Annotated in this window: 12 protein-coding genes; 3 read left to right on the top strand and 9 right to left on the bottom strand. The window is 66.6% G+C overall.

Annotated elements, in window-relative coordinates; translation table 11 throughout:
- Positions 1 to 61 precede the first annotated feature (61 nt).
- On the top strand, positions 62 to 841 hold the full coding sequence (locus AC6H0N_RS03970) for a 3-oxoacyl-ACP reductase family protein (RefSeq protein WP_497572758.1): 780 nt from the start codon (positions 62 to 64) through the stop codon (positions 839 to 841).
- A 24-nt stretch (positions 842 to 865) separates the two neighbouring features.
- The gene (locus tag AC6H0N_RS03965) at positions 866 to 1,468 is read left to right on the top strand and encodes an NADPH-dependent F420 reductase (RefSeq protein ID WP_497572757.1); all 603 of its coding nucleotides are present in this window, start codon (positions 866 to 868) and stop codon (positions 1,466 to 1,468) included.
- 11 nt (positions 1,469 to 1,479) lie between these two features.
- Here AC6H0N_RS03965 and AC6H0N_RS03960 read toward each other — a convergent pair whose 3' ends face one another.
- The 4 genes from AC6H0N_RS03960 to AC6H0N_RS03945 form a co-directional block, all read right to left on the bottom strand.
- On the bottom strand, positions 1,480 to 2,160 hold the full coding sequence (locus tag AC6H0N_RS03960; protein WP_497572756.1) for a gamma-glutamyl-gamma-aminobutyrate hydrolase family protein: 681 nt from the start codon (positions 2,158 to 2,160) through the stop codon (positions 1,480 to 1,482).
- Positions 2,145 to 3,122, bottom strand: a complete 978-nt coding sequence (locus AC6H0N_RS03955; RefSeq protein ID WP_497572755.1) for an amidoligase family protein — start codon at positions 3,120 to 3,122, stop codon at positions 2,145 to 2,147. Before AC6H0N_RS03955 ends, AC6H0N_RS03960 begins: the two co-directional genes overlap by 16 nt.
- A 37-nt stretch (positions 3,123 to 3,159) precedes the next feature.
- Positions 3,160 to 4,041: a protease HtpX gene (gene htpX, locus AC6H0N_RS03950; RefSeq protein ID WP_497572754.1), complete on the bottom strand. Its 882-nt coding sequence runs from the start codon at positions 4,039 to 4,041 to the stop codon at positions 3,160 to 3,162.
- A 117-nt stretch (positions 4,042 to 4,158) separates the two neighbouring features.
- Entirely contained in the window at positions 4,159 to 5,733 is a 1,575-nt protein-coding gene (locus tag AC6H0N_RS03945) for an EAL domain-containing protein (protein WP_497572753.1), read from the bottom strand.
- 94 nt (positions 5,734 to 5,827) lie between these two features.
- On the opposite strand from AC6H0N_RS03945, the gene AC6H0N_RS03940 reads away from it, so the two are divergent.
- Complete coding sequence (locus AC6H0N_RS03940) at positions 5,828 to 6,658, top strand: amidohydrolase family protein (protein ID WP_497572752.1); 831 nt, start codon at positions 5,828 to 5,830, stop codon at positions 6,656 to 6,658.
- Here the strand turns inward: AC6H0N_RS03940 and AC6H0N_RS03935 are convergent.
- From AC6H0N_RS03935 to pgaA, 5 genes are all read right to left on the bottom strand, one after another.
- Entirely contained in the window at positions 6,642 to 7,112 is a 471-nt protein-coding gene (locus AC6H0N_RS03935) for a FixH family protein (protein WP_497572751.1), read from the bottom strand. The genes AC6H0N_RS03940 and AC6H0N_RS03935 overlap by 17 nt on opposite strands.
- A gap of 92 nt (positions 7,113 to 7,204) precedes the next feature.
- Positions 7,205 to 7,681 (bottom strand): poly-beta-1,6-N-acetyl-D-glucosamine biosynthesis protein PgaD, encoded by a 477-nt coding sequence (gene pgaD, locus AC6H0N_RS03930; RefSeq protein ID WP_497572750.1) that lies wholly within the window; start codon positions 7,679 to 7,681, stop codon positions 7,205 to 7,207.
- Complete coding sequence (pgaC, locus tag AC6H0N_RS03925) at positions 7,678 to 9,021, bottom strand: poly-beta-1,6-N-acetyl-D-glucosamine synthase (RefSeq protein WP_497572749.1); 1,344 nt, start codon at positions 9,019 to 9,021, stop codon at positions 7,678 to 7,680. Before pgaC ends, pgaD begins: the two co-directional genes overlap by 4 nt.
- Complete coding sequence (pgaB, locus tag AC6H0N_RS03920; RefSeq protein WP_497572748.1) at positions 9,018 to 11,024, bottom strand: poly-beta-1,6-N-acetyl-D-glucosamine N-deacetylase PgaB; 2,007 nt, start codon at positions 11,022 to 11,024, stop codon at positions 9,018 to 9,020. Before pgaB ends, pgaC begins: the two co-directional genes overlap by 4 nt.
- A gap of 8 nt (positions 11,025 to 11,032) precedes the next feature.
- Positions 11,033 to 13,447 (bottom strand): poly-beta-1,6 N-acetyl-D-glucosamine export porin PgaA, encoded by a 2,415-nt coding sequence (gene pgaA / locus AC6H0N_RS03915; RefSeq protein ID WP_497572747.1) that lies wholly within the window; start codon positions 13,445 to 13,447, stop codon positions 11,033 to 11,035.
- Positions 13,448 to 13,578 lie beyond the last annotated feature (131 nt).

The raw sequence follows: 13,578 nt of genomic DNA, 5'->3' as shown, positions 1-13,578 counted from the left end.
GCGCACAGTTCGTTCCACGCAACACCCCGAACGAACCGACCTCACTTCAAGGAGCAACACCATGGCCGTAATCAACACCCCTGCAGCACACGCCACCCGAGTCCAGCCGCTGGCCGGCAAGGTGGCGTTGGTCACTGGCGGATCGCGCAGCATCGGTGCCGCCATCGCCCGCCGCCTGGCGGCAGACGGCGCGGACGTAGCGATCACCTACAACGCCTCTCAGGCGCCCGCCGAAGAACTGGCGGCCGAAATTGTGGCCGCCGGCGGTCGCGCGATTGCGATCCAAGCCGACGCCGGCGATCCGCTGGCGGTGCGTGCAGCCGTTGGTGAAGTGGTGGCGCGCCTTAACCGTCTCGACATCCTCGTGAACAACGCGGGCATCAGCGTGCTGGGGCAGCCGGAGGAAATCGACTTCGAGGACTACCAACGCATGATCGCGGTGAACGTCACGGGCGTATTCGTGGCGACGCAGGAAGCACTGCACCACCTCGGCGAAGGCGGTCGCATCATCCACATCGGCAGTTCGATGGTGCGCTACGCGGCCTTCGGTACGGCGTCGCTGTACACGCTCACGAAGGGCGCGGTCACCGGCTTCACGCGTGGCCTGGTGCGCGACCTTGGGCCGCGCGGCATCACCATAAACACGGTACACCCCGGCCCGACCGACAGCGACATGAACCCGGCCGATGGCCCGGTGGCCGACTTCGTCAAGCCTGGTATTGCAGTGGGCCGCTACGGTCGTGGTGAAGACATCGCCGCAGCCGTGGCGTGGCTGGCCGGCCCGGATGCGTCGTTCGTGACCGGTGCCGAGTTGCTGGTCGATGGCGGTTTCACGGCCTGAACGCACGCCTTAAAGGAGAACGTGATGAAATCCATCGGGATCATCGGCGCTGGCCAGATCGGACAGGCCTTTGCCAAGGCGCTGGTCCGCGCTGGCTACCCAGCCACCATCGCCAACAGCCGCGGCCCTGCGTCCCTGGCGGAAATCGTGCGCGGCCTTGGGCCGGGTATGACCGCCGGCACGCGCGAGGATGCGGCGGCCAAGGACATCGTGCTGGTGGCGGTGAACTGGTCGCGGCTGCCGGCCGCGCTGGCCGATCTGCCGGACTTCGGCGGGCGCATCGTGATCGACGCCAACAACCCGATCGAGGCGCCTTCGTTCAGGCCCGTCGACCTTCACGGGCGAGCGTCGAGTGAAGTGTTTGCTGATCTGGTGCCGGGCGCCCACGTGGTGAAGGCCTTCAACCATTTGCAGCCACACCTGTTGGCGGATGACCCGCACGCTGAGGGCGGCCGGCGCGTGTTGTTCCTTTCCGGTGATGACACGGCGGCCCGGGCCGAGATTGCAGGCTTAATCGACGGGTTGGGCTTCCTTCCCATCGATTTGGGCGCGTTTAGCGTTGGCGCGCGCCTTACTCAGTTCCCTGGAGGTCCGCTGCCGGCACTGAATCTAGTCAGGTTCGGATGAACTCGCGCCCGCTAGCCGCTGCGGGATTTCCGGGCGCTCTCGACCAGCGCCCGGAACAGCGCGCGCTGGCGCTTCATGAAGATCAGGAATTCCGGGTGCCATTGCACGCCCAGCAGCAGCGGGCCGTGGTCGGGGGCTTCGATGGCCTGGGGGATGTCGTCCAGGTCGAAGCCGGATACGGCCAGTGTCTTGCCGCAGCGGTCGATGCCCTGGTTATGCAGGCTGTTGATGCGTGCCGTGCCTTCGCCCATGAGCTGTGCGAGCAGGGTGCCGGGGCGGATGCACAGTGTTTTGAGCGGCAACACGGTCCAGCGGTTGGAGGTCTTGCGGCGGCGTGATTTGAGTTCCTGGAACAGCGTGCCGCCAAGGCGTGCATTGAGCAGTTGTGCGCCGCGGCAGATGCCGAGCAGGGGCAGGCGACGTTCCAGGGCTTCGTCGATGATGGCGACTTCGAGCGCGTCGCGGGCTTCGTCGTAGCGTGGTTCGACTTCGGGCGCGGCGGCGTAGAGCACCGGGTTTACGTCGTGGCCGCCGGTGATCACGACGCCGTCGAAGCGGTGGTCGCGCCCGGCGTCGCCGGGGCGTAGTTGCAACGGCGTGCCGCCATACAGGCGCACCGCCAGCGACACCAGCAGACGCGGGCCGAAGGCGCCGCGCTGCGGGCCGGTGATGGCGATTACGGGGCGAGCCAACGGCCTGCAACCTCGTCTGCCCAGTCGCCGAGCCAGCGTTCGAGCGCCGGTGCGGCCATGAAATCGTGATAGTCGGCGCAGCAACCGGCCAGCCGTGCGGGGTCGGCGGCCAGCTGTTCGACCTGCAGCCAGTCGTTCCACGCTCCGGCCAGGCCCCAGCCGGGGCGGTCGATCTCGCAGTCGGGCAGGCGGTAGTGAAAGGTCGGGCGTGCCTTGATCAGCGGGTCGTCGGTGATGGCGGCGACGCGCCTGGGGTCGAGGTGTGCGAACAGCGGCAGCAGATCGAGCGCGCGATTGCGTGTGGGGTTGTAGTGCAGATAGTCGTCCATCAGGCCGGCGATATCGGGAGCGTAGCCGGGCGCGGTGACGAGGCGGATGTAGGCCACCGGGAACGGGTCGACGTACGACGTGAGGCGGCGCGTGAAGTTGATGTCGGCGCGCGCAAACAGCCAGTCATACAGGCACAGGAAGGCGCGCACGTAGGCGGTGAGGGTGGCGGCGTCGGCGCGCGGGATTTCGGGGTTGAACTGCATGCCGAAGGCGTTGAAGGGGTGGTCGCCAGTGCCTTTGGCGCCGGCGTCGCGCAGGCGCGCGATCAGCGCTTCAACCTCGCCCAGGCGCTGCATTGGCAACGGCGGGCTGACGATCTCGACGGGTACCAGCGTCTGCGCCACGGCGTGCAAGGCATCTTCGGCCGAGCGCAACAGGCCGTCGCGCTCGGTCTGGCCGAGTTGCTTGAGCAGGCGAAAATCAAGTTCGACACCCCAGTCGCCGGCCGCGTCACCGCGCAGGGTGCGTTCGTAGCGGCTGGTCTCGACCACCTCGCAGCCGAGCACCTCAGCCGCGACGCGTGCCAGCTCGTCGAGCGAGGGGCCGCTCATCTCCAGCTCGACGCCGATACGGCGCGGCTGGCCTTCGGGGTTGTTGCGCCACGGCGGCAGCGCGAGTGGGTTTGAATCCATACGCGTCAGTGTACCCGACGCGCATGGAGTGCTTGTTTCAGCGCTTTTCGCGCAGCGCGGCAATGCGCTCTTCCAGCGGCGGATGGGTCATGAACAGGCGCTTGATGCCGGTGCTCTTCATGCCGGCAATACCGAAGGCGGCCATCTTGTCGGGCAGCGGTTCGGTGCGTGAGCTGGCCAGGCGCTGCAGTGCGGCGATCATTTTCTGGCGGCCGGCGAGGTCGGCGGCGCCGGCGTCGGCGCGGAACTCGCGGCGGCGCGAGAACCACATCACGATGATGCTGGCGAGGATGCCGAGCAGCAGTTCAGCAATGATGGTGGTGATCCAGAAGGCTGGCCCATGGCCGCGCTCGGTCTTGAAGATGACGCGATCGACCAGATGCCCGACCACGCGCGACAGGAAGATCACGAAGGTGTTCACGACGCCCTGGATGAGCGCAAGCGTGACCATGTCGCCGTTGGCCACGTGCGAAACCTCGTGCGCCAGCACGGCTTCGACTTCGTCGGGCTGCATGCTGCGCAGCAGGCCGGTGCTGACCGCCACCAGCGCGTTGTTGCGGTTCGCGCCAGTGGCGAAGGCGTTAGGCTCGGGGGCCTCGTACACCGCCACTTCGGGCATGCCGATGCCGGCGCGCTCGGCCTGCCGGCGCACGGTGTCGACCAGCCAGCGCTCGACTTCGTTGCGCGGCTCGGTAATGACATGGGCGCCGGTCATGCGCTTGGCGGTCCACTTGGAAATCGCCAGCGAGATGAAGGAGCCACCGAAGCCGAACACCGCTGCGAATACCAGCAGCGAGTTGAGATCGAGATTGACGCCCTGCTCGTCGAGAATGCGCTCGAACCCGAGCAGGCGCAGCGTGATGCTGAGCACCACGATGATGGCGAGGTTGGTGGCAAGGAAAAGGGCGATGCGTTTCATGTTCTTGTTCCACTTCCGAAGGTGCGCAGTGCTGCGCGACGGCGCAATGATGCCGCGTTGTGAGCGGCTTGTGCGCTGTCTTTGTCCGCTCGGGTGACGCTTTCGTTCCGCAGGGATTCAGTCGCCAACGCCGCGCTGCAGGCGCGCCCGAAGAGTTTCGATATCCACCGGGCGGCTGAACAGCCAGCCCTGTGCAAACTGCACGCCCTGCGCACCCAGATAATCGGCCTGCTCGGCGGTCTCGACGCCCTCGGCGATCATGCGCAGCCCCAGACTCTTGCCCATGTCGATGATGTGCGGGACGACCTGGCTGATGACCGCCTCGGTGGTCACCGTTTCGACGAAGCTGCGGTCGATCTTGAGGTAGTCCACCTGCAGCGACTGCAGCACCGAAAGGCTGGAATAGCCCGTGCCGAAATCGTCGATGGCGACCGGCACACCGGTGTCCCGCATATGCGCGATGGCCTGCTGCGCCTGCTGCGTTTCGAGCAAGCTGTGTTCCGTCACCTCGACCACGATGTTGCCAGGGCGGGCCCCGGTCTTGCGCTGCAGCTCGGCGAGGCGCGGCAGCGTGTCGGGATTGCAGACATCTTCGGCGGCGAGGTTCAGCGAAACCCGGAAGTCGGGATGGCGGGCGAACATGCCTTCGAGATCACGCTCGAGCAACTCGATCACGCGGCGCGTCAGATGCGTGATCTGGCCGGATTCGACCGCGACCGGAATGAACACATCGGGCGGCACGAGGTGGCCCTCGCGGTTGCGCCAGCGCATCAGGGCCTCGGCACCGATGATGACGCCGCTGTCGAGCGCGACGATGGGCTGATAGACCATGAAGAACTCGTCTCGGCGCAAGGCCCCGCGGATGACCGACGGCAGTTGTTGCTGCAGGCGCAGGAGCTGGTACACGGCGGCGGCCAGCAGCAGGCCTGCGAGCAGCCCGATCGGCACCAGCCATGTCGCTGCCGAGCGCGTGTACTGAGTGATCTCGCTGGTTGGAATGGCCGAGATCGCCGCGATCAGATAGCGCTGGGAACGCACGATGGCGACGAGATGCCCGGAATCGACAAAGGTGACCTCCGGAAGGTTGGGGATGGCGTCCAGCCAGTGAGGTTCAAGATGGCCGCGGGAGGTGATCAACGTGCGATTACCGAGGGTGGCCACACCCACTGCGGTGCTGCGGTTGGCGCCGCTGATGTCGAGGGACTGCTTCCTGTGAAGGATCGCGGCGAAACCGTCGCGCTCGACGGCGATGAAGGTTTCCCCGAGCGCGAACGGCAGGCTGACGGCATTGCGGATACGCACGCCACGCGCAGTGACGTGGTCGACCGGACCGAGATTGAGGCCATCGCCGCTCTCCGAACCGGAAATCGATGAACAGACCAGATGCTCGTCGCGGATATGGCCGATGGCCTGGATATAGGTGAAGGACAGATCGATCTGGCGCATTGCCTCAAGGTGCGCCGGCGAACAGGGGTGCTCGGTTCCGAGCGCCGCGAGCTGCGCGATGCCGGCCTCCATCTGATCACTGGTTTCTTCGGCACGCCGCAAGGCATCCCGGGCGAGATCGAGCGCGCGTTGCGTGGTGGTTTCCAGCGCCTGCTGGTGGCTGAGCACGAGACCGAGCGTGGTCGGCGCGGCTAACGCGACGACAGCCGCCAGTATGGTCAGGAGGTGGGTGACTCGGCGCTGCATGACGTCTCCGTTTTGCGCGATCGCAGTGTGCCATGCAGCGTGGGTTTTCGGTGTGGTGGCGGGAACCTCGCCTTGGCTGGAGGCTCGATAAGGCATGCGCGCCGTGAATTGCTTCCTCGTAATGCTCTGTCTGAGCACCGCGGCTTTTGCCGACACTGCGCTGCTCGACGCGCATTCCCATTACACCGCCGAGGACGCCGTGGCGCTGGCGCCGGAGGACGTCATTGCGCGCCTGGATTCGGCGGGTGTGTCGAGGGTGGTGGTTTCCGGCGCGCCGTGGCAGCACGCACGCGACCTGCACGCGCATGCGCCCGAACGCGTCATCCCGCTGCTTGGCGTGTATGCATCGCATGCCGGCAAGGCGCTGTGGATGCACGATCGCGACCTGCCGACGCGCGTTGCCGCCCGTGCGGCCGAAGGCGGTTGGGCCGGCATCGGCGAGCTGCATCTGTTTGCGCGCGATGTCGATAGCCCGGTGTTCGCCGAGCTGGTGCGCATTGCTGCCGCTCATGATCTGATGCTGTTGATCCATGGCGACCCGCTAGTGGTCGAGCGCGCCTTCGAGATCGCGCCCGACCTTCGTGTGTTGTGGGCGCATCTGGGCACCGTGCCGGCGCCCGGCATCGTCACGCAGATGCTGGAACGTAATGCCGGGCGGGCGTTGTGGATAGACACTTCGGTGCGCGACGAGCGCATTGCGCCCGACGGGCGGCTGCTGCCCGAATGGCGCGAGGTGTTCGAGGCGTATCCGGAGCGTTTCGTGGTCGCGGCGGACACCTTCAGCACCAATCGCTGGCGCAACTACGGCGAGGTCGTGGGCGACATCCGGCAGTGGGTTGGCCAGCTTGCTCCCGCGGTGCAGGAGCGTCTGCTGTGGCGCAATGCCGAGGCACTGTTCGCGCCGTGGCTCAGGGATCGACCGTGAAGGCCAGCACGCCGGTGATGTCGGGCACGCTCAGCCGCAGCAGCCAGGGGCCGTTACCGCTGAGCGCAGCGCTGCCGCTATAGACGCCTCGCCCGGTGCGCTGCAGCCTGACGGGAATGGCCGTCGCACCCTCTTCGGGGCGCACGAAGCTGGCCGCCAGTTGCAGCCCGGCATCGGGTGGCTGCCCATTGGGGCCGCGCAGATTCAGTTCCAGCCGGGCGTTGCCAGCGTGATCGGTGCCGACACTGCCGACCACTTCCCACACATGCACCGTGCCGGAAAAGCGCACGCCGCCACGTTCGATGCCCGGCGCCTTGCCGAGCGGGCCGACGGCGTTGATGCGCACCTCGTCGCGCGAGATCATCGCCATCGCCACGAAGGCGCCGATCAGCGCGAAGAAGACCAGTCCGAGAATCGCCGCGACGATGCGCGGGGTGTTGTTGCTGCCAGCCAAGAGGGGCTCCGGGTGTCCTGTTAGGGCAAGCCTAGCGCGTTCGGGCGGGATTGTCCTTGCACGCCCGACGCGGAATGGGGCACAGCGGCGATTTAGGTGGGTGACGACGTCGGGGCGCCGCTGGAGCGCCGGACTTCGACCATGTGTTCGAGCCGGTGGACGAAGGCGTGGTCAAGGTCGCCGTGCTCGTTGTGGTAGAGCGTCAATCGGCTTTCGCTCTGCAGCAGGGGCAGCAAGGCGTGGTCGATGCGAAAGCTGTCCGCCAGGCGCTCTTCGCTCATGTCGGGAATCCGCTTTCGGCGCTGATAGCGCCCGGCGCGCACCTGATTGTATTTGGCCCACGCCAGCAGAGCGATGCACACCCCGACCGCCACCAGCAGGTAATGCGCCAGGCTTTGCACCGAGAGCCACAACTGCGAAGACAGGTCGGTCAGCGGGTGCAGCTCGTCGTGCGACGATGCGTGGTGGATGCCATCGGATACCAGCCAGATGAAGGCCCCCCACGCCACGAGGGTGAGGATGAGGTCGATGGCTCGGGCGAACCAGTGTTGCTGCGTGCGTATGATCATCGAGTATCTCTGCGGATTCCCCGGTCCGGGCTGACCCAGCGAGCGCGCTTGCGACGCTGCCGGAGCATGACCCTGGGCAGGGCGACGAGGGTGGTGAACAGCGTGATCGTCCAGTACACGGTGGGGTACCAGATGATCCAGACCAGCCAGTGCAGCAGGTCCGGCTCGTAACGCCGTTCGATGAGCAGGGCGAGGGCAAATTGAACCAGGCAGACGCTCGCCAGCAACAAACCGGTGAACGCGGGCGGCACGATCTGTTCGACCCGCATGCTCTCGGGCAGCTCCACGAACTGACCCGAGAACCACAGCAGGATGGTCATGGCGAAGGTGAAAGCCCAGATCGCCGAAAGGCTGAACTCGAGCAACAGCGGCCACATGTAGCGCAGGCGCCATTTCCAGATGCTGAGCACGTTCTTCATCAGCACCTCGGCGCCGCCCTGGGCCCAGCGCAGCCGCTGCTTCCACAGGCCGCGCAGGGTTTCAGGCATCAGGATCCAGCACAGTGCGCGTGGCTCGTAAAAGATCGACCAGTGGTCGAGCTGGAGCTTCCAGCTGATGTCGATGTCCTCGGTGATCATGTCCGGGCTCCAGTAGCCCGTCCGGTCGAGCGCGCTGCGCCGGAACGCGGCCACGACGCCCGAGACGGTGAACACGCGGCCATAGACACGCTGTGTGCGCTTGATCAGCCCGATGATCGATGAGAACTCGCCGATCTGGATGCGCCCGATCAGTGTCGAACGTGTGCGGATGCGAGGGTTGCCGGTGACGGCTCCGACGCGCGGATTGTTGATCAACGGGGCCACGAGATAGGGCACGGCGTCGCGGTCGAGCACGGCGTCGCCGTCGATGCACACCAGGTACTCGCTGCGCGCCGCCAGGGCGCCCATGCGCAGTGCGATGGCCTTGCCCTGGTTCTGCGCAAGATGAATCACACGCAGGCGCGGGTTCGTGGCCTCGAGCGCGTCCAGCCGGGCGCCCGTATCGTCCTGTGATCCGTCGTTGACGGCGATGACTTCGATGTTCGGGTAACGCTGGCCCAAAGCGGCTTCCAGCGTCTCGGCAACGTTCTCGCCCTCGTTGAAGCACGGGATGATGATCGATACGAGAGGCTGGCCGTTTAGCTCGGGCGGCGCGACATCGTGCTCCGGCGTGCGCCACGGCCAGCGGCGTTCCCAGTGCAGCCAGAAATAGAGGCCGCCCGCGATCCACAGGGCGGACATCAGCAACGGGTACAGGAATACGAAGTTCAGCAGCAATTGGCCAGTGAGCACCGTCGCGACGGCGAGGGGGCCGACGGTGACCGTCAGCAGGATCAGGTATGCGAGGAATCGGTCCTTCATTGCGCGGGGACCCAGGCGTTGGACAGCATCGGACGCACTGCATCCAGCGGCGGCTGATCGTTGTGGAAGTCATCGGGGTAGTAGCCGAAATGGCGCGCGCCGTGCCATTGCAGCGCGCGCATCCAGCGCTGCAGGAGCTCGGCGGGAACGGGGCGGCCCGGCGTCGTGGCCCAGTCGCGTGCCTGCAGTTCGAAGAGCGTTCTCTCCAGTGCGCCGGGGCGCTGGGCTACGGTGCGCACGAGGCTTGCGAGCCAGGCTTCCGATTCCGCAACCGGCACGCTTTCCATCAGTGGCATGGCCATTGGCGCGGTCCAGTCGTAGGCGGCGAGGAAGTCGTCGAGGTTCTGCGCGAACCACGTCTCGCTGTATGGATCCAGGATGGGCAGCGCGAACAGATTGCGCGCCGTCTTGACCTGCGGGCCGCGAATGGCACGCACCCGAGCGGCAAGTTCCAGCGTGAAGTCGGTCAGGGCGCGGCTCTTGAAGCGCGTCCAGCGCCACAGTTGCGCGTCGTCCGCACGCAACTGCGCAATGTCGTCCCCCAGCCCTGCTGCCGCGTAGGCGGCCAGCGCAGCCGGGCTGGCGTCTTCGTAGTCGGACAGCAGCGCGTCGTCGTGGAACAGCACGCCCGCGAAGCTTGCGTGGGCGGCGAGGTCTTCGTAGATCTCGCCAATGGCCTGACGCACGCGCGGATCGAACGGTGAGAGCCGTCGATACTGCTCGGGGCTCACGACGGTCGTGCCGGTGGCCGGGTCGTACTTCTCGACGCGCGGCAGGGCCGGATCGAGATCGAAACTCAGAACCGGCATCCAGGCGTACACCTCGACACCGGCGCGGGTACGCAGCTGCCAGGCGCTGCGGTTGAACAGATCGGCTCGCATCGGCAGATGGCGGTTCGGGAAATACAGCTCCCGCACCGTGCCGTCACCCGTGGGGTCGGCGTAGGCCTGCAGGAACACCGTGCTGACGCGCAGGTCGGCGATGCGCTGTACCAGCCGGCCGAGGTTTGCTTCCTGCTGTGCGGGGTCCGGGTCGTACACGTAGTCCAGGTCGACATGCACCACGCGATGCGGGCCCTTTTCCTCGATGCGCGTGACTTGCTGCGCGAAGCGGTCGATCTGAGGGTCTCCATCGATCAGCCACCGTCCGCCGCTGTCGAGTGTGGTCATGTCGCTGAGCGTGGACTGCAGCGTCAGCGCAATCTGGTAGCCATGCTCGCCAATAATCGACAGGGCCATGCCGCTGGCCTCCCCGTAAGGCCAGACCCAGACGCGGGGTGCGCGGCCCGAGATGGCACGGATGGTGTCGCTGATGCGCTGGACATCGTTGTCGATGCGCCTGCGGTACTCCGTCAGGGTTTCATAACGGCCTTCGGCCGGCCGGTAGGCCAGCGTGGCAGCGGCGGGCTGGACATTGCCCTGGGGGTTGGCCTGGTGGCCGAAGTGCAGGTCGTCGGTGTGTACGGCCAGCTCGACCAAACCGGAGGCCACGATTTCGCGCAGTTGCTCGGCGTTGAGGAAGTGCTCACGCGGTACCGGCAGCCCACCGAAGTCGACGGGCTGGTCGGCGGGTGTACGCAACCAGGCACCCACCGGCGCCAGCACGGCTGGCCAGCCGTAGGCCCGCAGCACAGGCAGCACGCGCTCGGCAAAGTCGCTGAAACCGTCGTCAAAGCTCAGCAGTACGGCCTTTTCGGGCAGGGCGGCGCCACCGCTGCGCGCCGCGAGAATCTGCTCAACCGAGACGGCGCGGTAGCCGTTCTCGCGCAGCCAGGCCAGCTGCAGGATCAGGTTGGCGGTGCGCACCGTCATGAAGTTGTTGTCCGGATCCCGGTCGGCCACGGAATGGTAGGCGAGGCCCAGCACCTTTCCGGCTGGCCACGGGGCTTCGGGGGTGGCTTGGCGGCGTTCGTCCGGCGGGGTGTATGGTGGAGCTGCATGACGGGCGCAGCCGGCCAGCAAGACCAGGCAGATGAGCAGCAAAAAGGGTCGGAACAAGCGCATGGTCGGCCTCAGAATCGGTAGCTCAGGTCGAAGGTCAGGCGCAGATCCCGTTCGCGCTCGCCGTCGTAGGGGCGGCTGTTCAGGCTCAGCGTGAAGCCGGTCGCGAGGCGGTCGTGCAGGTCCAGCCGTTGTCCGTAGGACACCATCCCGATGGCGGCGGAGCCAAATCCCTTCTGGTGATAGCGTCCCAGCCCGACCTGGACGAGTTGCCGCCAGACGTTTTCGTAACGGCGGTAGAGGATGCTTGTGTGTTGCAGTGTGGCCATCGCGCTGGCTTCGGATTCGGGGCTGAAGTAGGGGCCCTCGTCCGGCGCGCTGTTGCGGCTGGAGGCGAACGACATGGCGAGATCAAGTTGCGCCCGCGGCCACCTGGCCAGCCGTTCGCGGCCGTCAAGCTGGGCTGCGACGCGACGGTTCCCGTCGGAAAATCCCATGGTGGTGACGGTGGCGCGCCAGTCGCGTTGTTCGCTGCCATACCAGCGGACATAGGCCCGCCGCAGGTCGGCATCGACGCCGCTGTTGAGCGCGCGCAGCGGCGTTTCGAACGAACGTTCGGCCCATTCCCAGCCAATCTGCCAGTGGTCGTTGATGTCGTGTGCTGCCGCGATGCGCAGGCCGGCACGGACGCCGTCGCCGTAGTTCTGACGCGAAACGTCGGCCTCGACCCGATGGTCGCGGCCGGTCCATTCAACTCCGGCCCGTTGCCAGCGGTGATGGCCATCGCCTTCCTGAAAGCTGCCGCTTGCATAGCCGGCCCCGACCATCAGACGCCAATGCTCGGCCAGCGGGCGGCTGTAGAGGCGTGTTTCGACGGACAGATCGCTATCGCCCAGCGCGCCGCCACCGCGGCTGCGGCCGGTGGAAGCCTCGGCCTGAAACTCGTACATGTCGTGAATGCGCAGCGCCCGTTGAAGGCGCTGGGCCTGCAGCGACTCCGGAAAATGCTCGACGAGGTGTTCGGTGAGCTCGCGAAAACGCGCCCACTCGCGCAGCGTCTGCGCGTTGCCGGCTTGTGCGGCGAGGGTCGACAGGCTGAGCGGGGCGGAAACTTCGGCCAGCTTGAGCTCGCCTTCTGCGCGGCGCGGCCAGCCCCGATACTGTTCGATCAGGGCGCGGCTTACGCGGAAATTGCTGTTCGCCGGAGCCTGGTCCGAGAGCGCCTTGAAGGCCGCGTGTGCGGCGGGCAGGTCGTTGGCGAACAGCGCGGCGTCCGCGCGCATTGCGCGAGCTTCGACCCAGCCGTCGTTCACCCTGACCTGGTCTGTGCCGGGGACGCGAACCCGCTCGGCTTGGCCGGCCAGCAGCCGCTCGCTCAGGGCCAGGGCCTCATCAAGGCGTTCGGCCTCGACCAGCGAATAGAACAAGCCCTGGTGGTCGGCAAGCCAGTTGAAATCGCGGTCGTTGCTGCGCGAGATGAGCTCGGCGTAGATGTCGCCCGCCTGTTCGGGCTGGCGCGAATAGAGCAAAGCACCTGCGTACCAGCGGCTCGCGTAGTCGGGCAGGGCCACACCCTCGGCGATGAGCGCCTCGGCATCGACGCGCAGCTCGGCCAGACGCACCCGCGAGTAGAGCGCGCCAAGGCGGTCGATGCGCACGCGTTGGCGATCGGCCGCCGCAGCGTCGTCATCGGCCCATGCGCTCAGCAAGGTGTCGGCCTGTTGCAGGGCACGATCGGCAAGCTCGAAGCGCTCGCTCTCACGCCGGGACGCGGTGCTGGAGAGCATCACACGCTCGGCCAGCAGATCCGCCTGCAGGGTGCGCCGGTCGGCAGCACTCAGGCGGGAAGTGTCCCGTTCCAGTGCAGCCCGGGGCAGGCCGGCACGCTGGAGGGCGAGCAGGTACTCGTCCTCCAGCCAGGCGTCGGCGGGCGCCAGCCGGGTAGCCCGGTCGAATTCGCGCAGCGCGGCGTATTGCTCGCTGGCGCGCATCAGCGCGTAGCCACGGGCGTGGCGGGCCTCGGCATGTTGCGGCGAGGCCTTGACCCAGGCAGCACTGCGTTGCAGCGCTTCATCGGAGTCGCCACCGTCGGCCAGCGTCATGATCAGGGCGCGACGCAGGTCGATACGGTCAGGGTGCTGTGCCACCAGCTCGCGGTACATCGCGGCGGACGCGTTCCATTGCTGCAGGTTGCGCAGCGCAAGCGCAACGGCCTCGCGGGCACGTTGCTGACGGGCAAGAGTGGCCGTGTCTTGTTCGTAGAGCTGGACAACGGCTTCGTCGAGGCCGGCCCAGGAGCTGATCAGCAGTTGATCAAGTCGTTGGGCGGGGGTGAGCTCGGTCTGCTGTCGGAACCACTCCAGCGCGGGACGGTGGTCGCCGGCACGGGCGCCTCGGATGAGGGCGTCGTAACTTGCGTCAGCTGCCAGGCTTGGTCCTGAGAGCACAGTGATGCTCAATGCCAGGATCAGGCGAAATCTCGACATCCGGTGTAACCCATTCTATGAACTGTCGCCGAGCGTGTAGTTGCGCTCGAGACTCCGGTCGCGCCGGGGAAACTGCAGGGTGCTCGTCGGAGATTCTCTATGCGACGACCATGCGCTTGTGTAGGGTTGGC

This window comes from Pseudazoarcus sp. NS34, from assembly GCF_059703725.1.
The sequence above is the reverse complement of the archived record's forward strand: the minus strand, read 5'-3'. Positions and strand labels throughout refer to the sequence as shown.